The 21,137-nt window shown below is 72.3% G+C and carries 19 protein-coding genes; 13 read left to right on the top strand and 6 right to left on the bottom strand.

Features of this window, described 5'->3' with window-relative positions; genetic code table 11:
- Positions 1–20: 20 nt before the first annotated feature.
- On the bottom strand, positions 21–827 hold the full coding sequence (locus K8Z49_RS12055) for an IclR family transcriptional regulator (RefSeq protein WP_075020382.1): 807 nt from the start codon (positions 825–827) through the stop codon (positions 21–23).
- A gap of 345 nt (positions 828–1,172) precedes the next feature.
- Here K8Z49_RS12055 and K8Z49_RS12050 point away from each other — a divergent pair, with 345 nt between their 5' ends.
- The 7 genes from K8Z49_RS12050 (at position 1,173) to K8Z49_RS12020 (ending at position 10,108) form a co-directional block, all read left to right on the top strand.
- Positions 1,173–2,654: an aldehyde dehydrogenase family protein gene (locus tag K8Z49_RS12050; RefSeq protein ID WP_412518772.1), complete on the top strand. Its 1,482-nt coding sequence runs from the start codon at positions 1,173–1,175 to the stop codon at positions 2,652–2,654.
- Positions 2,651–3,652 (top strand): zinc-dependent alcohol dehydrogenase, encoded by a 1,002-nt coding sequence (locus tag K8Z49_RS12045; protein WP_021594823.1) that lies wholly within the window; start codon positions 2,651–2,653, stop codon positions 3,650–3,652. Before K8Z49_RS12050 ends, K8Z49_RS12045 begins: the two co-directional genes overlap by 4 nt.
- The gene (locus K8Z49_RS12040) at positions 3,649–5,448 is read left to right on the top strand and encodes a thiamine pyrophosphate-binding protein (protein WP_021594824.1); all 1,800 of its coding nucleotides are present in this window, start codon (positions 3,649–3,651) and stop codon (positions 5,446–5,448) included. Before K8Z49_RS12045 ends, K8Z49_RS12040 begins: the two co-directional genes overlap by 4 nt.
- 62 nt (positions 5,449–5,510) lie before the next feature.
- Positions 5,511–6,668, top strand: a complete 1,158-nt coding sequence (locus K8Z49_RS12035) for an ABC transporter substrate-binding protein (RefSeq protein ID WP_021594825.1) — start codon at positions 5,511–5,513, stop codon at positions 6,666–6,668.
- A 16-nt stretch (positions 6,669–6,684) separates the two neighbouring features.
- Positions 6,685–7,554 (top strand): branched-chain amino acid ABC transporter permease, encoded by an 870-nt coding sequence (locus K8Z49_RS12030; RefSeq protein WP_021594826.1) that lies wholly within the window; start codon positions 6,685–6,687, stop codon positions 7,552–7,554.
- Entirely contained in the window at positions 7,551–9,389 is a 1,839-nt protein-coding gene (locus K8Z49_RS12025) for an ABC transporter permease subunit (RefSeq protein WP_021594827.1), read from the top strand. The genes K8Z49_RS12030 and K8Z49_RS12025 overlap by 4 nt, the downstream gene beginning before the upstream one ends.
- Entirely contained in the window at positions 9,389–10,108 is a 720-nt protein-coding gene (locus K8Z49_RS12020) for an ABC transporter ATP-binding protein (protein WP_021594828.1), read from the top strand. The genes K8Z49_RS12025 and K8Z49_RS12020 overlap by 1 nt, the downstream gene beginning before the upstream one ends.
- Positions 10,109–10,136: 28 nt before the next feature.
- On the opposite strand, the gene K8Z49_RS12015 is transcribed toward K8Z49_RS12020, so the two are convergent.
- Entirely contained in the window at positions 10,137–11,129 is a 993-nt protein-coding gene (locus K8Z49_RS12015) for a ThuA domain-containing protein (RefSeq protein ID WP_052357918.1), read from the bottom strand.
- Positions 11,130–11,320: 191 nt separating this feature from the next.
- Between K8Z49_RS12015 and K8Z49_RS12010 the strand changes: the two genes are divergently transcribed.
- Genes K8Z49_RS12010 through pqqE form a run of 6 tightly spaced genes read left to right on the top strand, consistent with a single transcriptional unit; the run spans position 11,321 to position 16,581 of the window.
- Complete coding sequence (locus K8Z49_RS12010) at positions 11,321–13,480, top strand: PQQ-binding-like beta-propeller repeat protein (RefSeq protein WP_412518767.1); 2,160 nt, start codon at positions 11,321–11,323, stop codon at positions 13,478–13,480.
- A gap of 55 nt (positions 13,481–13,535) precedes the next feature.
- A complete protein-coding gene (pqqA, locus tag K8Z49_RS12005) occupies positions 13,536–13,637 on the top strand; it encodes a pyrroloquinoline quinone precursor peptide PqqA (protein WP_021594832.1) in 102 nt (33 codons plus the stop codon).
- An 11-nt stretch (positions 13,638–13,648) separates the two neighbouring features.
- On the top strand, positions 13,649–14,539 hold the full coding sequence (gene pqqB, locus K8Z49_RS12000) for a pyrroloquinoline quinone biosynthesis protein PqqB (protein ID WP_412518765.1): 891 nt from the start codon (positions 13,649–13,651) through the stop codon (positions 14,537–14,539).
- Positions 14,536–15,228, top strand: coding sequence for a pyrroloquinoline-quinone synthase PqqC (gene pqqC, locus K8Z49_RS11995; protein ID WP_021594834.1), 693 nt, complete (start codon positions 14,536–14,538; stop codon positions 15,226–15,228). Before pqqB ends, pqqC begins: the two co-directional genes overlap by 4 nt.
- Entirely contained in the window at positions 15,218–15,493 is a 276-nt protein-coding gene (gene pqqD / locus K8Z49_RS11990) for a pyrroloquinoline quinone biosynthesis peptide chaperone PqqD (protein ID WP_412518762.1), read from the top strand. Before pqqC ends, pqqD begins: the two co-directional genes overlap by 11 nt.
- Positions 15,490–16,581, top strand: coding sequence for a pyrroloquinoline quinone biosynthesis protein PqqE (gene pqqE, locus K8Z49_RS11985; RefSeq protein ID WP_412518760.1), 1,092 nt, complete (start codon positions 15,490–15,492; stop codon positions 16,579–16,581). The genes pqqD and pqqE overlap by 4 nt, the downstream gene beginning before the upstream one ends.
- Here the strand turns inward: pqqE and K8Z49_RS11980 are convergent.
- From K8Z49_RS11980 to K8Z49_RS11965, 4 genes are read right to left on the bottom strand one after another with little or no spacing between them, the layout of a single operon-like run.
- Positions 16,554–17,216 (bottom strand): TetR family transcriptional regulator, encoded by a 663-nt coding sequence (locus K8Z49_RS11980; protein WP_021594837.1) that lies wholly within the window; start codon positions 17,214–17,216, stop codon positions 16,554–16,556. The genes pqqE and K8Z49_RS11980 overlap by 28 nt on opposite strands.
- Before the next feature lie 38 nt (positions 17,217–17,254).
- Entirely contained in the window at positions 17,255–19,099 is a 1,845-nt protein-coding gene (locus tag K8Z49_RS11975) for a TIM barrel protein (RefSeq protein ID WP_412518758.1), read from the bottom strand.
- Between the two features lie 40 nt (positions 19,100–19,139).
- Positions 19,140–20,372: a sensor histidine kinase gene (locus K8Z49_RS11970; protein ID WP_021594839.1), complete on the bottom strand. Its 1,233-nt coding sequence runs from the start codon at positions 20,370–20,372 to the stop codon at positions 19,140–19,142.
- Positions 20,369–21,097, bottom strand: coding sequence for a response regulator transcription factor (locus tag K8Z49_RS11965; protein ID WP_111831192.1), 729 nt, complete (start codon positions 21,095–21,097; stop codon positions 20,369–20,371). Before K8Z49_RS11965 ends, K8Z49_RS11970 begins: the two co-directional genes overlap by 4 nt.
- Positions 21,098–21,137 lie beyond the last annotated feature (40 nt).

Raw genomic sequence — 21,137 nt, 5'->3', positions numbered from 1 at the left:
GCGGACGGCCGGGCGCGTGGTCAGTGCGTGGGGCTGAGCGGGTGGTCGAAGCCGCGTTCGGACATCTCCCGGGCCACCTGCCGCAGGTCGTCGGCGTACTCCCGGACGGTGTCGTCGGGGAACCGGACGGTGGGGCCGCTGAGCGACAGCGCCGCGACGACCGTGCCCGACCGGCCGAGGACGGGCACGGCGACGGCGGACAGGCCGTCCTCACGTTCCCCGTGGCTGACCGCCCAGCCCTGATGGGCGGCCTCGTCGATCCACTCCTTGAGCCTCTTGACGTGGCCTTCTCCGTAGGGGGAGCTGAGGGCGACGCGCCGCAGCAGCGCGTCGGGGGCGTCCCGCAGCAGGGCCTTGGACGACGCGCCGGCCCAGAGGGGAAGCTCGTCCCCGACGTGCACGACGTGGCGGAGCGGCTGCGGGCTCTCCTGCTGGGCGACGCAGACGCGGTAGATGTCGCGGAGCATGTAGAGGTTCACCGTCTCCCGGCGCCGCGCGCCGAGGTCGCGCATGGCCTTGCGGGTCTCGGGCGGCAGCTCCCAGCTGCTGCGCGCCAGGTGCGCCCAGCGCCACAGGCCGGGGCCCGGCAGGTAGCCGTTGGGCGCGGCCCACAGCAGGCCGTTCTGCTCCAGGGTCTGGACGAGCCGGATGACGGTCGTCTTCGCCAGGCCGGTCGCCTCGACGATGTCCCGGATGGAGACGACGGGACGTTCCTCGCTCAGCAGTGACATGATCTCGATGGCGCGCTGAACACTGCGAACGCCCTGGCCGTCGCCGGACGGCGGGGTGCCGGGGGTCTCGGTCTCCGGTCGCTTCGCTGGACTCACTGGTTCTCGCTCTCGTGCTCGGGCGGCTGCGGTCCGTACGTTACACGCAGTCCACACAGTGGTCTAGTTGGACCGTCAGTCGGTCTGTCGCCCTCATCGGCCGGAAAATCGCCCGTCTGCCCTTCCCCTGGTGAGCGAGGTCACCTATAACTAACTCACTGGTTCGAACATTAGGAGCGGAGGCGGATCGGTGGAGGTGACGGGCGTCCGCGGCGGGCGCGCCGCCGGATCGATCGAAACTTTTCCGGCCGCGGCCCCTTGTCAGCGTCCCGGACCGCCCCGTACGTTGACTCGCAGTCCACATGACGGAACATAAAGACCGCTGAGTGGTCCTGGAGGAGCTTGATGCTGGACGCCTTGCTCGCATCCGCAGCCGAGGTCAGACCGGTTGATGCGGCGGCGCTCATCGGTGGCCGATGGGTTACGGATGGTCCGCAGAGTGAACGGATCGGACCATATTTGGGTCGTCCGGTGAGCCGGGCGCCGGCCGCGTCCCCGGACGACATCGCCGCCGTCAGGGCCTATGCGCGCACGTCGGCGCGGGTGGTCGGGCGGCTGGCCCCGGCGGTCCGGGCGGACGTGCTGGAGCGCGCCTCGGCCGCCGCGTCCGAGAACCGCGAGGACCTGGCCCGCCTGCTCGCTTTGGAACTGGGCAAGCCCGTCAAGGACGGGCGCGGGGAGATCGACCGGGTCGCCGACACCTTCGCCATCTGCGCGGCCGAGGCACGGCAGATCGGCGGCGAGACGCTACCCGTCGCCGGATGGGCCCGGGGCGCCGGCGACACCGCCTTCACCTACCGCGCCCCGGCGGGCGTCGCGCTGGCCATCACGCCCTTCAACGCGCCGGCCAACCTGCTCGCCCACAAGCTGGGCGCCTCGTTCGCGGCCGGCAACACCACGATCGTCAAGGCGCCGCCGCAGGCACCCGCCGTCTCCACCGCCGTCGTGGCACTGCTGGTCGACGCCGGGATGCCGGTCGAGGCCGTCCAGCTGCTGCACGGGGACGGCTCCGTCGGCGCGGCCCTGTGCGCGGCCGAGGAGGTCGCGGTCATCAGCTTCACCGGCGGCGCCGCCACCGGGGCCGCGGTGGCCCGCGCCGCCGGCGCGAAGCGGCTGGTCCTGGAGCTCGGCGGCAACGCCGCCACGATCGTGTGCGAGGACGCCGACATCGCCGAGGCGGCCCGCGTCTGCGCCCGCACCGGGTACAGCAACTCCGGCCAGAGCTGCATCTCCGTCCAGCGCGTCTACGTCCAGCGCTCCAGGTACTCCGAGTTCCTGGACCTGTTCGCCGGGCAGGTCGCGGCGCTCACCGTCGGCGACCCGCTCGACCCGGCGACGGACGTCGGCTCGATGGTCGACGAGGAGGCCGCCGAGCGGGTCGTGCGCTGGAGCGCGGAGGCCGCGGCGGGGGGCGGGCGCGTCCTGCTCGGCGGGAAGCGGGACGGCGCCACGGCCGCGCCGACCATCGTGGCCGACGCGCCCCGGGACGCCTCGGTCGTCATAGAGGAGATCTTCGGGGCGCTGGTCGCGGTGCTGCCGTTCGACGACCTCTCCGAGGTGATCGAGCACTGCAACGAGGGCCGGTACGGCCTGCAGGCCGGTCTGTTCACCCGCGACCTCGACCGGATCATCACCGCCTGGCGGGACCTGGACGTCGGCGGGCTCATCGTCAACGGCTCCTCCAACTACCGTCTCGACCACGTCCCGTTCGGCGGGATGAAGGACTCCGGCTTCGGCCGGGAGTCGCCGCGCTGCATGATCGACGACTTCACGGTCGTGAAGACGATGCTGCTGCGCGGCACCCCGCTCTGGGGAGCGCGCGGATGAGGGCCGTCACGCTCGTCTCGCCGGACACCGTGGCGGTCGTGGACGACTGGCCCGAGCCGTCGTGCGGGCCGGGCGACGTCATCGTCGAGGTGCACGGGGTCGGGCTGTGCGGCTCCGACCTCGCGGTGGTCTCCGGCCGCCGCAAGGTCCCGGCGCTGCCCTGGGTGCTCGGGCACGAGGCGTTCGGCATCGTCCTCGCCGTCGGCGCCGGCGTCACCGACCGCACGCCCGGCCAGCGGGTCGTCGTCGAGCCGAACTACGCGTGCCTGGCCTGCGGCCCCTGCCGCACCGGCGCCACGGCGGGCTGCCGCAACCGTCGGGTCGTCGGGATCTCCGAGCCCGGCCTGCTGACGGAGCGGGCCGCGGTGCCGGCCCGCTTCACCTGGCCCGTCCCCGAACTGTGGGAGGACGCCGACGTCGTCTGCGTCGAGCCGTTCACCGTCGCGCTCAACGCGGTCCGCATGAGCGGGCTGGCCCCCGGGGACCACTGCCTCGTCGTGGGCGCGGGCTCGCAGGGCCTCCTTGTTTCCCTGGCCGTTCTGCACGCCGGCGGGGTGCCGTTCGTGACCGAGCCGCAGGCCGGCCGCAGGACGCTCGCCCTCCGGATGGGGGCGCAGGACGCCTCGGCGCTCCCGGACGGGACCACCTTCCCGGTCGTGATCGAGACCTCGGGCGTGCCCGAGGCGTTCGAGCGCGCCGTGGAACGCACCGCCGACGGCGGCACCCTGATCGCCGTCGGCCAGAACACCCGCCCCGCCCGCCTGCCCACCTTCGCGCTCGTGCAGCGGCGGCTGACCCTGCGCGGATGCCTCATCTACGACCACCCCGCGGGCTTCGCCCACACGATCGCGACGCTCCGCGAGCACGACCTGCGGCCCGGCCGGGTGCTGCGCGAGCGCTTCGAGCTCGACCAGGCGCCGAGCGCGTTCGCCCGCGCCGCCGACATCGCCGGGAAGACCTGGATCAGCCTGCCCCGAGCAGAGGAGATGGCCTCATGACCGTGGACGCCCAGCCCCGCACCGACCAGGCGCCGGACGGGGCCGCGCCGGTGCCGGCCGCCGAGGCGCTCGTCCGCCGGCTGGAGTCCTTCGGCGTCGAGTACGTGTTCGGCACCTGCGGGCACACCAACATCGCGCTGCTGGACGCGCTCGGCCGCAGCCCCATCGAGTTCGTCATCGCCCGGCACGAGCAGGCCGCAGCGCACGCCGCCGACGGCTACGCCCGCGCGTCCGGCAGGCCCGGCGTCCTGCTGCTGCACGTCGGGCCCGGGATGATGAACGCCGTGACCGGCGTGGCCACGGCCGCGATGGACTCGGTCCCGCTCGTCGCGATCTCCGGCGACGTGCCGTCCTACTACCACGGCCGCCACCCGCACCAGGAGGTCAACCTCCACGCGGACGCGGACCAGACCGCCATCTACCGACCGTTCGTCAAGCGCGCCTGGCACGTGCACCGCGCCGAGGACCTGTCCCGGTTCACCGAACGGGCCTTCTGGACCGCCACGTCGGGACGTCCCGGAGCGGTCCTCCTCAACGTCCCGATGGACCTGTTCTCCCGCACGGTCGCGCCGGACGACCATCCGCTGCCGGCGAGCACGGCGCCGCCCGATCTCCCGGCGCCGGTCGCCGGTCGCATCGCCCGCATGCTCGCCGAGGCCGAGCGGCCGCTGATCTACCTCGGCGGCGGGCTCCGCGAGGGGCCGGGACGCGACGCGCTGCTCTCCCTGGCGGAGCACCTGGACATCCCGATCGTGCACTCGCTGATGGGCAAGGGCGCCGTCCCCGACGACCATCCGCTGCTGCTCGGGATGCCGGGTTTCTGGGGGCTGGAAGCCACCAACGACTACGCCCGCCACGCCGACGTCGTCCTCGCGCTGGCGACCCGGTTCGCCGAGACCGACGCCAGCTCGTGGGACGAGCGGTACACCTGGAACCTCGGCGGCGGCCCCTCGTCCGGCCGGCTGATCCAGATCGACATCGACGCGGCCGAGATCGGGCGAAACTACCCGGTGGAGATCGGCGCAGTCGCCGACGTGACGCTCGCCGTGCGGGCCATCGCCACGCAGGTGCGGGCCGCTCCGCCGGCCGACCGTCCCGCCCTCCGCGAGCGCATCCGCGCCGCCCGCACCGGCCTGTTCGCCGAGAGCCGCGAACGGGGCCGCGGCGACGACTTCCCGCTCCGGCCGGAGCGCATCCTCGCCGACCTGCGCGACGCCCTCCCGGCCGACGCGGTGCTGGTCACCGACGTCGGCTGGAACAAGAACGGCGTCGCCCGGTGCTACGAGCTGCCCGCCGAGGGCCGCTTCATCACCCCCGGCGGAGCCTCGACGATGGGCTTCGGGCCGGCCGCCGCGGTCGGCGTCCAGATCGCGCAGCCGGACCGCGTCGTCGTCGCGCTCGTCGGCGACGGCGGTATGAGCGCCCAGCTCCCGGCCGTCCCGATGGCCGTCGAGCGCGGCCTGCCGGTGATCTTCGTGGTGATGAACAACCGGGCCCACGGCACGATCGCCGACCTGCAGGCGGCCAACTTCGGCGCGAGCTACGGATGCGAGTTCCGGGACCCCGCCGGACGCCCCTACAGCCCGGACTTCGCCGCCCTCGCCAGGGCGTGCGGAGCCGACGGATACGACGTCCCGGCGCCGGCGGACCTGCTGCCGGCGCTGCGGTCGGCGGCGGCCAGGCGGCGACCCGCCGTGCTGGACGTGCCCATGGTCAATGAGCCGGTGCCGACACCCGGGCACTGGAACATCAACGACATCTACCAGGGTGTCTTCCCGGAACAGGGGACGCGATGACCCGCGCGCCCCGCCCTCTCCGACACCGCCCACCCCGTTGTTCCACCCCCCGAGGTGACATCATGCGAAACCGTTCCAGACTCCGCCTGTCCGCGCTCGCCGCCGGCGCGCTCGCCGCCGGCCTCGCCGCGGGCTGCGCCGCCCCCGGCGAGTCGGAGGACTCCGGCTCCGGCGGCACCGGCCCGATCAAGATCGCCCTGGTCGACGCGCAGAGCGGCCAGCTCAGCTCGCTCGGCAAGTGGGAGCACAAGGGCGCCAAGCTCGCCGTGGATGAGTGGAACAAGGCCGGCGGGATCGGCGGCCGGACGGTCCAGCTCGACGTGTTCGACGATCAGGGCGACCCGACGGTCGGGACCAACATCGCGCGCAAGATCGACAGCCAGAACTACATCGCGATGCTGGGCACGGCGGAGAGCGCCGTCACGATCGCGATGGCGCCCACGCTCCGCACGGCCGAGATCCCCAACATCGCCTCCGGGCAGTCGCCGGGGATGGTGGCGCTGAAGAGCCCGTTCCTGTTCCTCAACGGGCCGACCAGCACCACCTACGACGAGACGCTCGCCAAGTACGTGGTGGACGACGAGAAGCTGACCAAGGTCGCGATGATCACCAACAACGGCGCGTACGGGAAGGGCGAGCACGACGCCTTCCTCAAGGCGCTGTCGGACCGGGGCGTCAAGCCGGTCGCCGACCAGGTCGTCACCACCGACCAGAAGGACTTCAGCGCCCAGCTGACCAAGATCCGGCAGAAGTCGCCGCAGGTGGTCTTCCTCGGCGCCGAGGAGGTCGAGTCCGGGCTGATCGTCAAGCAGGCCCGCGACCTCGGCATCGACGCGCCGTTCGCCGGCGCCGCGCCCCAGGGCACCCCGGTCTACCTGGACACCGCCGGGGCGCAGAACGCCGAGGGCACCATCGTCAGCTCGCCCTACCTCGGCAACGACATCAGCGAGGCGTCCAAGAAGTTCGCCGCCGCGTACAAGGCCGCCTACGGCGAGGAGGCCGAGATGCACGGCGCCAAGGCCTACGACGGCGCGCAGATCCTGCTCACCGCGCTGAAGAACAGCAATGTCGCGAAGGGGAGGAAGCTGGCCGACGCGATCCGGGCGGTGCGGTACCAGGGGCTGCTCGGGAACTTCGCCTACGACGAGACGGGGGTCGGCATCAAGACCACCTCCATCGGCATCATCAAGAACGGGAAGCTCGTCAAGGCCGGCGGCTGACCGGGGAAGCGGAACGATGCAGGTCTTCCTTCAGACGCTGATAGGCGGGCTGAGCCTCGGTGCCATCTACGCGCTGGTCGCGATGGGGTTCAGCCTGGTCTACCGCACCATGGGGCTGGTCAACTTCGCGCACGCCGACGTGCTCATGATCGGCGCCTATGCCGCGTCCACCTTCTACATGTCCACCAAGCTGCCGTTCGCCCTGGCGATGGCGCTGGCCATCGCGGTGACCGGGCTCATCGGCCTGTTCATCGAGCGGGTGCTGCGCCCGCTGGAGAACAAGGACTTCACGCTGATGCTGATCGGCACGATCGGCTTCGGGATGGTCCTGCAGGCGGTCGCCGTGCTGATCTGGGGCGCGACCGGACGCGCCGTGTCGTCCCCGGTGGGCGGCGCGCCGCTGGAGTTCGCCGGGCTGCGGGTCCGCACCTACGACCTGGTCGTGCTCCTGATCGCGGCCGTCGCGGTCGTGCTGCTGGTCGGGTTCCTGCAGCGCACCAAGATGGGCGCCGCGATGCAGGCGGTCGCGATGGACCACGAGGCGGCCACCGCCGTTGGCATCCACGTCGGCCGCAGCAACGCCATCGCGTTCGCCATCGGCGCGGGTCTCGCCGCGCTGGCGGGCGGGCTGGTCGGCCCGCTGCTGTACGTGAACCCGACGATGGGCGGGACGATCGGGATCAAGGGGTTCGCGGCCGCCATGCTCGGCGGCTGCGGCAACATCCCCGGCGCCATCGCCGGCGGCTTCGCCATCGGGGTCCTGGACTCCTTCGCCGCCGGGCACTTCCAGGGCTACTCCGAGCTGGTCGTGTTCCTGGTGTTCACGGTGGCGATCATGATCCGGCCCACCGGGCTGTTCGGCGAGATGACGGTGAGCCGCGCATGACGGACCTGCTCAAACATCCCCGTACCCCGCGGCTCGGCGGGATCGCGGTGCTCGTGGTCGCGGCCTGGATCCTGCCGTACCAGGTCGGGAGCTACGCGATCCACGTCGTCAACATCGCGCTGGTGTTCGCGCTGCTGGCGATCGGGATGGGCCTGGCCATGGGCATCGCGGGCCAGATCAACCTCGCGCAGGTCGCCTTCTTCGGGGTGAGCGCCTACGCGACCGCGATCCTCACCACGCACAACGGGCTCGGGTTCTGGCCGGCCGCCGCGCTGGCGATGCTGGCGTCCGCGGTGATCGGGCTGCTGGTCGGCATCCCGGCACTGCGGATGCAGTCGCACTACCTCGGCATCGTCACGCTCGGGCTCGCGCTCGGGTTCATCAACTGGACGACCAACGCCGAGATCGCCGGCGGCGCGGAGGGCATCTCGGCCATCCCCGTCCCGCCGATGTTCGGCATCGACCTGTCCAGCGAGTACCTGTACTACTACCTCGAAGTGGTGGTGTTCGCGCTCGCGCTGCTGTTCGGGCAGTTCGTCGTCCGGACCGGCCTCGGCCGCCGGATGATGGCGATGCGGGACGACCCGCTGGCCGCGGGCGCGGTCGGCGCGGAGATCCCGCTGCTGCGGATGACGGCGTTCATGCTGTCCAGCGTGTTCGGCGGCCTCGCCGGCGTGCTGTACGTGGGGCTGATCCGCTACATCGCGCCGGACACCTTCAACATCGCCAACATGTTCCTGCTGCTGGCGATGGTCGTGATCGGCGGCCGGCAGAGCCTGACCGGCTGCGTCGTCGGCGCGGTCGGCCTCACGCTGATCCGCGAGCAGCTGGTGGACTACCCCACCTACGCGCAGCTCGGGTTCGGCGTGGTCGTGGTGCTCATGGTGGTCTTCGCGCCGACCGGCCTCGCGGGCGTCCCCGCCAGGGTGAAGGCCGTCGTCGACCGGCGCCGCGGCAGGTCCGTGGACCGCGCCGTGCTGCGGCCGTTCCAGCCGTACGAGCCCGGCGGGGACGCGGGGACGAAGGCGGACGGGCGGCCGATGCTGGAGATCGAGAGCGTCTCCAAGCAGTTCCGCGGCCTGAAGGCCCTGAAGGAGGTCTCCCTCACCGTGGAGCGCGGTGAGATCCGGGGCATCGTCGGGCCGAACGGCTCGGGCAAGACGACGCTGTTCAACGTCATCAGCGGCTTCTACAAGGCGTCCGGCGGGCGGGTGCTGATGGACGGCCGGGTCGTCTCGGGCGGACGGCCCTACCGGCTGTCCATGCTCGGCCTGGCCCGCACGTTCCAGAACCTGCGCCTGTTCGGGGAGCTGTCGGTCCGGGACAACCTGCTCGTCGCGCTCGACCGGTCGCGCACGTACGCCATCTGGCGGTACGTGCTGTGGCCGGTCGGGATCTGGCGGCAGGAGCGCCGGCTGCACGTCCGGGCGGACGAGCTGCTCGACCGGTTCGGGCTCGGCGAGTTCGCCGGGGCGCCGCCGGGCTCGCTGCCCTACGGCATCCAGCGCCGCATCGAGATCGCCCGCGCCATGGCGGGCTCGCCGCGGGTGCTGCTGCTGGACGAGCCCGCGGCGGGGCTGAACGGCGAGGAGGTCCGGCAGCTGTCGGAGATCGTCCGGTCCATCCGCGACAGCGGGGTCACCGTGGTGCTCATCGAGCACAACATGGGCCTCGTGATGTCGCTGTGCGAGCGGGTGACGGTCCTGGCGGGCGGCGAGGTGATCGCGGAGGGCACGCCCGCCGAGGTGGCCGGCGACCACGCGGTGATCGAGGCCTACCTCGGCGACTCGGCCATGGCGGACATGCCGCTGCCGGACACCACGGAGGTGAGCTGATGAAGGCGGAAACCCTCACGGTGGAGGACCTCTCCGTCCACTACGGGGGCGTCTGCGCGGTCCGGTCGATCGGGTTCACGGTGGCGCCGGGGCAGTCGGTGGGCATCATCGGCGCCAACGGGGCCGGCAAGACGTCCACGCTCAAGGCGCTGATGGGCCTCGTGCCCCGCAGCGGCGGCCGGGTCCGGTTCGGCGACACCGACCTCACCAGGGTCAAGGCGCGCGACGTGGTGCGGCACGGGATCGGCTACGTCCCCGAGGGGCGGCACGTCTTCCCCGGCCTCACCGTCGAGAAGAACCTGATGCTCGGCGCCTACGCCCGGTCGTGGCGCGGCGCCGAGACGGGGGAGGCGCTCGCCGAGGTGTACGAGCTGTTCCCGGTGCTGAAGGAGATGCGGTCCCGGCTCGCCGGGGCGCTGTCCGGCGGGCAGCAGCAGATGCTGGCCGTCGGCCGCGCGCTGATGTCGCGGCCCCGCCTGATCCTGCTGGACGAGCCGTCCATGGGGCTCTCGCCCAAGCTCGTCGAGGACATCCTCGCGGTGCTGGTGCGGCTGCGCGAGGAGGGGCTGAGCCTGCTCCTCGTGGAGCAGAACGCCAAGCTGACGTTCGAGGCCACGAGCGACTGCGTGGTCATGGAGAACGGCGAGGTCGCGATGACCGGCACCTCCCGGGCGCTGCGCGAGGACGTCCAGGTCCGGCGCATCTACCTGGGGCTGTAGCGGGCGTGGCCCGCGATCGGAACCACCGTCACCGGCAGAAGGGCTTCTTGCCCATGGCCGACTCGATGCCGTTCAGCAGCAGGCTCCGGAACCGCGGGGCGCCGGCGAAGTTCGTCCCGTCGTCGGTGAAGGCCTTGGCGTCATGACCGAGCGTGGTGAGCCAGGCCCGTCCCCCGTCGTAGTACTGGCACCAGGCGACGGGATGGAAGGACCCGTGGCCCGGGTGCCCCTGCCCGCCCTCGGCGCCCTCCGCCAGGGACTTCTCGTCCACGGTCGCGAGGAAGCGCACCTTGGACGGGAACGGGACGAGGTTGTACCACTCGTCGCTGAACGTCCAGCGGTTCGGCAGGCCGGCGGTGGAGACGTCCTTGTGGTCCACGGTCTGGACGGTCCCGGTCTGCGCGTGCCCGTGGTCGTAGTAGTTCGCGCCGCCGAGGAGCCCCTCGTACCACGGCCAGTTGTACTCGGTGCCGAACGCGTTGTGCACGCCCACGAACCCGCCGCCGCCCCGGACGTACTGGCGCAGCGACGTCTGGGCCGCGTCGTCCAGGGTGTCGCGCGTGCTGCTCATGAAGATCACGGCGTTGTACCGGAACAGCTTCCCGGGGCTGGACAACTGGGTGACGTCCTCGGTCCAGTCGACCCCGAACCCGTTGTCCTCGCCCATCTTGACCAGGGCCTTCTGGGCGACGTTCGCGTCGGCGAGCGGCGGGTTCAGCCCGGCGGCGAGGGCGGGACCGAGGTTGGCGTGCCGCGGCCCCGCGGTCCGGCTGTAGACCAGCACCCGGTAGCCCTGGGCGGGGTCGAAGTTGCCCCAGTCGTGGTAGCAGCGCGGGTCGGTACCCCGGCAGACGCCGTACTCCGGGTCGCCGAGCTGCTGCGCGCCGCGGTTCGCCGGCTTGGCGTGGGTGCCGCCGGCCGAGGCGGGCAGGCCGGTGAGCAGCGTGGCGGCGACCAGCGCGGCGGCGGTCCCGGTCGCCGCCGTCACCGCGGTCACCAGGTGGGACGAGGGTCTTCTCATGGGGGTTCCTCCCTGACATGCTCGCGCTGTGGTCCATCTAGCGGTCCAGATGTACCGCGCAGAGGTTTTAGGACGATCTCACGAGGACGACGAAGCGGCAATACCCTTGTCAATTCCGCTGCCGCGGCTTACCGTGTCGTCCGTTACTCGGACCAACGCGTCCATCTAGCGGACCACGAGTTGGGAGCAGCATGAAACGTCGGAACTTCCTGACCGGTGCCGCCGTCATCAGCGGAACGGCCGCCTTCACCCCGCTCCGCGCGCCGGAGGCCGAGGCGGCGGCCCGCCCCCGGCTCGCCCTCCCGGTGCCCGAGCAGCCGCGCCGCCTCGGCCGGGCAGCCCGGAACTTCCCCAAGGTCGGCGGGGACTACGGCAACCAGAACCACTCGGCGCTGCACACGATCACGCGCGGCAACGTCCGGCACCTCGGCGGCGCGTGGCACGTCAACCTGGAGGGCGGCAGCACCCAAGGGCGTTCCCAGCAGAGCACGATCGTCGCCCAGGACGGCGTGCTGTACGTCCAGACGGTCCAGCAGAACGTCTTCGCCGTGGACGGGCGAACCGGCGAGGTCAAGTGGAAGACCAACGTCGGCTCCGAGCAGACCAACATGCGCGGCGTCGGGCTCGGTGAGGGGCTCGTCTTCACCACGTCCGGCGCGAACATCGTCTACGCGCTCGACCAGCGGACGGGCGCCGTCGTCTGGCAGCGGGAACTGCTCATCGCGGGTGAGGGCGACCCCGACTGCGACCCGCAGACCGGGCAGTGCGGAGGCAACCGCGGCGGGCTCGCCGGCGCCGTCGTCTACTGGGACGGCCTGATCTACGTCGGCACCGAGGGCAGCACCGCGGGGGCGCGCGGCCGGGGGTACGCGCTCAACGCGCGGACCGGCGAGGTCGCCTGGACCTTCTGGGGCCCGCCCGGCCCCGGCGAGTTCGGCAACGACACCTGGGAGGGCGACACCTGGAAGACGGGCGGCGCCGTCTGCTGGATCCACCCCGCGATCGACCCCGAGCTCGGCCTCGTCTACTGGACGTTCGGCAACCCCTACCCGCGCACCAACGGCTCCACCCGCGGCGGGACCAACCTGTTCTCCAACTGCCTGGTCGCCATCGACGCCAAGACCGGGAAGCGGCGCTGGCACTTCCAGTCGGTGCACCACGACATCTGGGACTTCGACAACGTGATGGCGCCCGTCCTGTGCGACCTGCGGATCGGGCACCGCAGGCGCAAGGTCGTCGTGTACGGCAGCAAGACCGGGATGTACTACATCCTCGACCGGGAGAACGGGAAGCCCGTCCACGGCATGACCGAGCGGCCCGTCCCGCAGGAGCCGCGGCAGAAGACGTGGCCCACCCAGCCGTTCCCGGGCGGCGAGCCGTTCGTCCACCAGTCGCCGAGCTACCGCGACACCACCAGGCCCGTCCCGTACTACCCGACCGGCGAGATCTACACGCCGTTCTGGGACGACGCGACGATCCTCTTCCCCGGCGCGGGCGGCGGCGCGGACTGGTCGTACCTGTCCTTCAGCCCGCACACCGGGTTCGTCTACGTCGGGTACGGGCTCGTCAACTCGGCCTACTCCAACACCAACGGCGGACGGGTCAACACCGCGCGCCCTCTCGGCGAGTACTTCTCCGGCGGCATCGTCGCCGTGGACCCGCGCACCAACAAGCCCGCGTGGCGCAGGGAGGGCGAATGGTCCCTGGCGCACGGCAACGGGATCCTGACCACGGCCGGGCGGGTCATGTTCCAGGGACGCCCGGACGGCGTGCTCGTCGCGATGGACGACACCGACGGCCGCGAGCTGTGGACGTGGCAGTGCGGCGCCGGCGTGCACACCAGCCCGATCACCTACGAGATCGACGGCGAGCAGTACGTCGCGGTCCTCGCCGGCGGCAGCTGGCTGCCCTACCCCGACATCCCCAAGGGCGACCACCTGTGGGCGTTCAAGCTGCACGGCAAGGTCGGGCCCGCGCCCGCGCCCAAGCCGCCGTCCAAGCGCAACCAGATCCGCGCGGCGGCGGTCACGGGCGCCACCGCGGACAACACCGTCACCCTCGGCCGGATCTGGGACGCCTCGAAGAACGCCCCGGGAGAGGAGGAGAACTTCGTCTCCCAGAACGCCATGTCGCCGCAGAACATGACGATTCCGGCCGGCACCGAGGTGACGTTCGTCAACCCGTCCGGAAACGAGCACTCGCACGGCGCCGCGTCGTTCTTCGAGCACGAGTTCAACACCGGGCGGCTGAAGCCCGGCGAGTCGTTCCGGCACACCTTCACCACGAAGGGCGAGTTCTTCTACAACGACCCGGTCTTCCCGCAGAGCACCGGAAAGATCGTCGTTCAGTGAGTTTCCGGTGAGCAAGCGGCACCGGATCGTTCCGCAACAAGGGAAAGGAGCACGCATGGCCGCGTCGCAGGAGCAGGCGACCCACTGGGTGAAGCCCGACTACGAGATCATCGAGACCTCCCTGGAGGTCACCGCCTATTACCGCGCCGAGGACTGAGAAGGGCGCGCATGCGGTTGCGGATTCTCGGCACCGCGGCGGGCGGCGGCGTTCCCCAGTGGAACTGCGATTGCACCGGGTGCGCCGCCGCCCGTGCCCGCCCGGGGCTGCGCCGCCGGCACGCCTCGATCGCCGTCGAGGCCGGTGGCCGGTGGCTCGTCGTGAACGCGACACCGGACATCGCCGAGCAGATCGAGGCGAGCCCGGAGCTGCGCGCGGGGCCGGGCGCGCGGCGGAGCCCGCCGGCCGGCGTGGTCCTCACCGACGCGGAACTCGACCACGTCCTCGGGCTGCCGCGGCTGCGGGAGGCGCCGAGCCTGCACGTCCTCGCGACCGCCACGGTGCGGCGGGCGCTCGCCGACGGCCTGCGCCTCGACGCCGTCCTCGCCCCCTACGCGGCCCTGACCTGGACGGAACTGCCGGAGAAGGAGCCCGCGGTGTTCGGTGAGCTGGAGGTCCGCACCGTCCGGGTCTCGGGGAAGCGCCCCCGCTACGCCGCCGGCCTCGGCGGCCACGGTGACGCCTGGTCCGTGGCGCTGCGCGTCACCGACCGCCGCGACGGCAGGACGGCCGTCTACGCTCCCTGCCTGGCCGGATGGCCCGCCGAGCTGGACGACGCGCTCGGCGGCGCCGCCTGCGTGTTCCTCGACGGCACGTTCTGGGACGACGAGGAACCCCGCCGCTCCGGCTGCTCCGAGCGGACGGCGACGCAGATGGGCCACCTGCCGATCACCGGCGCGAACGGCACGTCCGAGAGGTTCGCCGCGCTGCCCGCCGCGCGGCGCCTGTACACCCACCTGAACAACACTAACCCCCTGGTCGACCCCGACGCGGACGGGCACCGCGCGCTGGCCGCCCTGGGGATCGAGGTCGCCCCGGAGGGCGCGGTGATCGAACTGTGAACCTGGAAGACCGGCTCCGCGTGCTCGCGGCCGACCGCTACCACCACCGCCACCCGTTCAACGCGCGCATGCACGAGGGGCTGCTGTCCCCGGAGGAGCTGCGCCGCTGGGTGCTCAACCGGTTCCACTACCAGCGGCACATCCCGGTCAAGGACGCCTACATCCTCGCCAAGCTCGGCAGCCGCGAACTGCGGCAGAGCTGGATCCGGCGCATCCACGACCATGACGGCCGGCCCGGAGAGGACGGCGGCATCGAGCGGTGGCTCCGCCTGGGCGAGGCCGTCGGCCTGGACCGGACGCTTCTCCTGTCCGGTGAGGGCGTCCTCCCCGGGGTGCGGTTCGCCGTGGACGGCTACGTGAACTTCTGCCGGGACGGCTCGCGCCTTGAGGCCGTGGCGTCCTCGCTCACCGAACTGTTCGCCCCCGACCTGATGGTCACCCGGATCGGCTCCTGGGAGCGTCACTACCCGTGGATAGAGCCGGAAGGGCTGCGCTACTTCCAGGTCCGGGTGTCGCAGGGACGCCGGGACGCCGCCGAGGCGCTGGCCCTCGTCCGTGAATGGGCGCGCACCCCGGAGGACGAGGACCGGGCGCTGGCCGCCTTCACCTTCAAGTGCGACGTCCTCTGGTCGCTGCTGGACGCGGTCGAGCACGCGTCCCGTACCGAGGAGGCCGTCCATGCCCGCTGACCGGCCGGAAGGGGAGTGGCGCCCGGCCCTCGCGCGCTCCATCGTGCTGCGGCACGACACGGTACGCGGCGCCGACCTGCTGCTCATGCCCGAGCGTGCGGTGCGGCTCAGCGAGACCGGAGGCGGCATCCTGCGCCTCTGCGACGGCAGCCGGACGGTCGGCGACATCATCGCCGAGCTGGGCGCGGCCTACCCGGGCGCGCCGCTGGCCGACGACGTGCCAGGGTTCCTCGACCGGATCCGGGCGGAAGGATGGCTGCGATGACGGACGTGCCCGCGCCGTGGGCCCTGCTCGCGGAGGTCACCCACGCCTGCCCGCTGCACTGCCCCTACTGCTCCAACCCACTCGAACTCATCCGGCGGGACGCCGAGCTGGACACCGCCGCGTGGGCACGCGTGTTCGCCGAGGCGGCCGGTCTCGGGGTCGTCCAGGCGCACGTGTCCGGCGGCGAGCCGCTGCTGCGCCGCGACATCGTGCGGATCGTCGAGTCCGCGCACGAGGCCGGCGTCTACACCCAGCTCGTCACGAGCGGGCTCGGGCTGACCGCGCGCCGCCTGGACGATCTGGTCGAGGCGGGGCTGGAGAGCGTGCAGCTCTCGGTTCAGGACGCCCGCCCGGAGTCCTCGGACCTCATCGCCGGCCGGACGTCCTTCCGGGCGAAGGAACGCGCCGCCGGGGTCATCACCGCGGCCGGGCTCCCGTTCGGGCTGAACGTCGTGCTGCACCGGCACAACCTCGGCCACCTGGACGAGATCCTCGACCTCGGCGCCCGCTGGGGCGCCGACCGGATCGAGCTGGCGAACACCCAGTTCCACGGGTGGGCACTGCGCAACCGCGCCGCCCTGCTGCCCGCGCGGGAGCACCTCGACCGAGCGAGGGAGACCGTGGCCGCGTGGCGGGAGCGGCCGGGACCGAAGCCCGAGATCGTGTGGGTGATGCCCGACTACCACGAGGGCGTGCCGAAGCCCTGCATGGGCGGATGGGGGGCCCGCTCCATCACGGTCGGCCCGGACGGCACCGCGCTTCCGTGCCCCGCCGCGTACGCGATGCCGGACCTGTCGCCCCCGAACGTCCGCGACCACTCCCTCGCCTGGATCTGGGCGGAGTCGCCCGCCTTCAACGCCTACCGGGGAACCGGCTGGATGACCGGCCCGTGCCGGGAGTGCCCCCGGCGGGAGACGGACTTCGGCGGCTGCCGCTGCCAGGCGTACGCCCTCACCGGGGACGCCGCGCGCACCGATCCCGCCTGCGGCCTCTCACCCGACCACCACCTGGTGCGTGAGCCCGCGATCGCCGCCGGCCGCGAGGCCGGGGCCGCGTTCGACTACCGGCGCCCGCCGCCGGTCAGGTAGGCGACGACCATCTCGCCGATCATCTCGCGGTGCCTGGCCCGGTGCTCGGGCGCGATCATGTTCCGGCCGAACAGCGCGCCGAACGTGTGCTGGTTGGCGATGCGGAAGAAGCAGAACGCGCTGATCATCATGTGCATGTCGATGGCGTCGACGTCCACGACGAAGTCGCCGTTGGCGCGGCCGGCGGCGAGGATCTGGGAGATCAGGTCCGACACCGGCCCGCCGAGGTTCACCAGCAGCTCCGACTTGCGCAGGTGCTCGGCCTGGTGGATGTTCTCGATGCTGACGAGCTTGATGAAGTCCTGGTGCGCCTCGTGGTGGTCGAAGGTCAGCTCGGCCAGCGTCCGGATGGCCTCGACCGGTGCCAGATGGTGCACGTCGATGGTCGACTCCAGCGCCCTGACCTCGCCGTAGGCCTTTTCCAGAACGGCGATGTACAGCTTTTCCTTGCCGCCGAAGTAGTAATAGATCATTCGTTTGGTGGTGCGCATGAGCGCGGCCATCTCGTCCACCCTGGCGCCGGCGAATCCGTGCCGCGCGAACTCGCGCTGCGCGACGTCCAGGATCTCCGCCCGGGTCCTGTCGGCGTCACGCTGACGTTCTCCGGCGGCGGGTGTGGCGGGCTGCGACGACATGTGACTCCACGGAGGCGATCAGCGAAGGGGAACTCATCTTATGGCGACGGCGCGCGATGGGCGCGCGCGTGCTGGGCGGCGAGCCGGACCGGCGCGTTGACGGCGCCGTATCCGCGGTAATCGCCGATCCGCTGCACGATTTCGACGAACATCCGCCCGGTGGTGGCGGTATAGAAATGGAGGAATTCGCCGTTCTCGTCCCGGTCGTAGAGGAGGTCGAGCTCGCGCAGCAGCCGGTGCCGTTCCGCGCCCAGGTCGTGCCAGGCCTCCAGATCGTCGTAGTAGTTCGCCGGAATGGCCAGCGGGGTGAGCCCGGCGGCGCGCAGCCGGCGGGCGCTGGCCACGATGTCGCGGCTCGCGAGCGCCACGTGCTGCCACGCCACGCCGGGGACGCCGTCGTGCGCTCCGACATAGGCGACGTTCAGGGCGACCCGGACGGCGCCGTCCTCCGTGGACACGGCCCGGCTGCGCATCAGGCCGTACGGGTCGGGCAGCTCAAGGCTCTCGTGCGGGCGCAGCCCGAGGACGCTGCGGTAGAACAGGGACGCCTCGTCGAAGTGATGCCACGGCTGGGTGAGCGCCACGTGGTCGATGTGGGTGATCTCGCCGGTGCCCGCGGGCGCCCGCCGCCCGATGGAGAAGTCGTCCGTCCAGCTCGTGTGGTCGGGATGTCCCGTCCGGCAGAAGAACAGCTCGGTCCCGTCGGGGGCGGCCACGGCGTCCAGCGGCGCGTCGTGCGGGCCCCGCAGCCGCGGCAGGACGGGGGACCGCAGCGCCTCGGCCCGCTTCACGGACGCGGAGGGGTCCGGGGACTCCAGCCCGATCGCGCCGAGGGCGGGGCCGTCCTGGCTCTCCGCGCTCCCGCGGTTCAGCAGGATCCGCGCCCGCCCCTGCTCCCAGAGTTCGACCGGCTTGCCGGAATGCGTCCCGGTGCGGGTGAAGCCGAGGCCCTCCAGCAGCCGTCCCAGCGGGCCGGTGTCGGGGGTGGCGAGCTCGGCGAAGGCGAACCCGCTCGGCACCACCGGCCGCGGCGGGAGGGTGAGCGCCGCCGCCCGGCCGGAGCCGCCGAGCCGCGCGCCGGCCTGCTCCTCCAGGGCGATGAGGGAGCGCATGGCGTCCTGCGCGGTGCGCATGGCCGCGGCCTGCCGGAAGATGTCGTTGAACACCTCCAGCGAGAGCGGCCCGTCGTAACCGGTCCGCAGGACGCTCGCGACCAGCCCCGCCACGTCGAGGTCGCCCTGCCCCGGGAAGCACCGGTAGTGCCGGCTCCAGTACAGGACGTCCATCGGCAGCGCCGGGGCGTCGGCGAGCTGCAGGAAGAAGATCTTCTCGCCGGGGATGGTCTCGATGGCGTAGGGGTCGGTGTCGCGCGCGAGGATGTGGAAGCTGTCCAGGCACAGCCCGAGGTTCGGGTGGCCGGCCTCACGCACGATGCGCCACGCGTGGTGGTAGTCGCTGACGTGCGTGCCCCACGCGAGCGCCTCGTAGGCGATCCGGATCCCGTGCTCGGCCGCGCGCTCGGCCAGGAGGCGGAGCTGCTCGGCGGCGAGGGCGTCGTCGTCGACGGCGGCCGGGGAGACGTTCGAGCAGACGAGCAGCAGCGTGACGCCGAGCCGTTCCATGAGGGCGAACTTGTGCTCCGCGCGGCGCAGGCTCCCGGCGAGGACGGCGGGCGGCACCGCCTCGAAGTCGCGGAACGGCTGGTAGAGGTCGATGGCGAGGCCGAGGTCGGCGGCGCGGCGGCGCACGTCCTCGGGGGTGAGGTCGGCGGCGACCAGATCGTTCTCGAAGATCTCGACCCCGTCGAACCCGGCGCCGCCGGCGGCGGTCAGCTTGTCGCCCAGCGAGCCGCTGAGCGACACCGTGGCGATCGACCTGCGCATGTCGCGGCACGCCCTTCCTCGGTATGGACGAACTAGTACGTTAGCCTAGCGGCCGCGACGGGGCCTCGTCCACGGTGAGGGGGTCGGCGGCCGGCGGGGCCGCGGGTCCGGCACCGCCGGGGGCGACCGGGAACCACAGGACGAAGGTGGCGCCGGCGTCCGGTGCGGAGAACAGCCGGACGTGCCCGTTGTGCGCCTCGACGATGCTCCGCACGATCGCCAGCCCGAGGCCCGTGCGGCGGTCCCGGGAGCGGCGCGACTCCGTCCCGCGCCAGAACCGGTCGAACACGCGGTCCTGCTCCTCGGCGCGGATGCCGGGGCCGGCGTCCCGGACGGCGATCCACTGCCACCCGCCGGACCGGTCGGCGGCGACCGTGATCGCGGTGCCGGCGGGCGCCAGCCGCACCGCGTTGGACAGCAGGTTGCCCACCGCGCGGCGCAGCGCGTCGTGGTCGCCGATCATCGGCAGCCCGTCCCGCAGCCGACGCTCGATCGTCAGCCCGCGCGCCGCGGCGAGCGGGTCGAACTCCTCGGCCGCCTCGCGCGCCGCGAGCCCGAGGTCGACGTCGGCGTCGTCGAGGGCGGGCGCCGAGCGGCGCGCGGTGGCCAGCAGGTCCTCCACCAGCCGCGTCATCCGGGTGGTGGCGCGGTCGACCACCTGCACGGCGCGGCGGCGGTCCTCGGCGCCGGCGTCGGGCTCGCTGAGCACGGTGTCCACGTTCGCCCGGATGATCGCCAGCGGGCTGCGCAGCTCGTGCGAGGCGTCGTCGATCAGCCGGCGCTGGGCGCGGAACGCCGAGTCGAGCCGGTCCAGCATGGAGTCGATGGTGTCGGCGAGGTAGCGCAGCTCGTCCCGCGGGCCCGCCAGCCGGATCCGGCGGGACAGGTCGGTCGCCTGGATCTCCTCGGCGGCGCGGGCGATCGCGCCGACCGGTTTCAGCGCCCGCCCCGACAGCACCCAGCCGATGCCGAGGCTCGCCACGAACAGCCCGCCCAGCATGATGAGCGAGTAGTGCTTGATGGTCTGCCGCGTCTCGTAGTTGACGGCCTGCTCGACGTGCTGCACCTTGACGACCTCGACCTGGCCGAGGCTCTGCTGGGTGCCGTCCGGCATCTGGACGATCTTCTCGGCGTTGAACGTCTTTGTGATCGGCTGGGCGCCGGTGCTGCGCGCCACGGCCAGGTAGACGCCGCCCAGCATGACGGCCGCGAGGACGAACAGCAGCGTCGAGTACATGACCGTCAGCCGGAACCGGATCGAGTGGACGCTCACGCCGGCCCCCGGTCCCCGGCCGCCGCCGCGACCGCGCCGTTCTCGCGGAGGCGGTAGCCGTGGCGGACGACCGTCTCGATGACCTGCTCCTCGTCCGGCGCGGCGAGCTTGCGGCGCAGCGTCCCCACGGTGACCCGGACGGTGTTGGTGAACGGATCGGCGTTCTCGTCCCAGACGTGCTCCAGCAGCTCCTCCGCGGACACGACCTGGCCTGGGCGGCTCATCAGGTAGCGCAGCACGGCGTACTCCTTGGGCGTGAGCCGCAGCAGCCGGTCCCCGCGGAAGGCCTCCCGCCGCCCGGTGTCGAGCCGCAGGTCGCCGACCGTCCACACCGCCGAGCCGCCGCCGCTGTCGCGCCGCAGCAGCGCCCGGACGCGGGCCAGCAGCTCGGGGAACGCGAACGGCTTGACCAGGTAGTCGTCGGCGCCCTCGTCCAGGCCGCGGACCCGGTCGGCGAGGCGGTCCCGCGCGGTCAGCATCAGGATGCGCAGGTCCGGGCCGCTCTCGCCGGCCAGGCGACCGCGGCGGACGGCGCGGCACAGGTCGAAGCCGTCGCCGTCGGGGAGGCTGAGGTCGAGGATCATCAGGTCGTAGGCGGAGGCGTAGAGCTTCTGCGTGGCCTCCTCCAGGTCGCCCGCGGAGTCGACCGCGTAGTCGGCGCGGGCGAGCCCGTACCGCAGCGCCTCGACAAGGTCCTCCTCGTCCTCGACCACCAGCACCCGCATCCGGACCGCCCCCTTTCCTGGCAGTGCGGGCCCGAAGGCC

It is taken from the genome of Actinomadura madurae, from assembly GCF_047130825.1.
Classification (GTDB): Bacteria; Actinomycetota; Actinomycetes; order Streptosporangiales; family Streptosporangiaceae; genus Spirillospora; species Spirillospora madurae.
This window is presented reverse-complemented; position numbering and strand designations above follow the sequence as displayed.

What these genes read in the sequence shown, in the direction of transcription:
- K8Z49_RS12010 (WP_412518767.1), top strand. Translation starts at nt 11,321, where the DNA reads ATGAAACGTCGGAACTTCCTGACCGGTGCCGCCGTCATCAGCGGAACG.
- K8Z49_RS12035 (WP_021594825.1), top strand. Translation starts at nt 5,511, where the DNA reads ATGCGAAACCGTTCCAGACTCCGCCTGTCCGCGCTCGCCGCCGGCGCG.
- K8Z49_RS12025 (WP_021594827.1), top strand. Translation starts at nt 7,551, where the DNA reads ATGACGGACCTGCTCAAACATCCCCGTACCCCGCGGCTCGGCGGGATC.
- K8Z49_RS12015 (WP_052357918.1), bottom strand. Translation starts at nt 11,129, where the DNA reads ATGAGAAGACCCTCGTCCCACCTGGTGACCGCGGTGACGGCGGCGACC.
- K8Z49_RS12030 (WP_021594826.1), top strand. Translation starts at nt 6,685, where the DNA reads ATGCAGGTCTTCCTTCAGACGCTGATAGGCGGGCTGAGCCTCGGTGCC.
- K8Z49_RS12050 (WP_412518772.1), top strand. Translation starts at nt 1,173, where the DNA reads ATGCTGGACGCCTTGCTCGCATCCGCAGCCGAGGTCAGACCGGTTGAT.
- pqqA (WP_021594832.1), top strand. Translation starts at nt 13,536, where the DNA reads ATGGCCGCGTCGCAGGAGCAGGCGACCCACTGGGTGAAGCCCGACTAC.
- K8Z49_RS11975 (WP_412518758.1), bottom strand. Translation starts at nt 19,099, where the DNA reads ATGCGCAGGTCGATCGCCACGGTGTCGCTCAGCGGCTCGCTGGGCGAC.
- pqqD (WP_412518762.1), top strand. Translation starts at nt 15,218, where the DNA reads ATGCCCGCTGACCGGCCGGAAGGGGAGTGGCGCCCGGCCCTCGCGCGC.
- pqqB (WP_412518765.1), top strand. Translation starts at nt 13,649, where the DNA reads ATGCGGTTGCGGATTCTCGGCACCGCGGCGGGCGGCGGCGTTCCCCAG.
- pqqE (WP_412518760.1), top strand. Translation starts at nt 15,490, where the DNA reads ATGACGGACGTGCCCGCGCCGTGGGCCCTGCTCGCGGAGGTCACCCAC.
- K8Z49_RS11965 (WP_111831192.1), bottom strand. Translation starts at nt 21,097, where the DNA reads ATGCGGGTGCTGGTGGTCGAGGACGAGGAGGACCTTGTCGAGGCGCTG.
- K8Z49_RS12040 (WP_021594824.1), top strand. Translation starts at nt 3,649, where the DNA reads ATGACCGTGGACGCCCAGCCCCGCACCGACCAGGCGCCGGACGGGGCC.
- K8Z49_RS12020 (WP_021594828.1), top strand. Translation starts at nt 9,389, where the DNA reads ATGAAGGCGGAAACCCTCACGGTGGAGGACCTCTCCGTCCACTACGGG.
- K8Z49_RS11980 (WP_021594837.1), bottom strand. Translation starts at nt 17,216, where the DNA reads ATGTCGTCGCAGCCCGCCACACCCGCCGCCGGAGAACGTCAGCGTGAC.
- K8Z49_RS12045 (WP_021594823.1), top strand. Translation starts at nt 2,651, where the DNA reads ATGAGGGCCGTCACGCTCGTCTCGCCGGACACCGTGGCGGTCGTGGAC.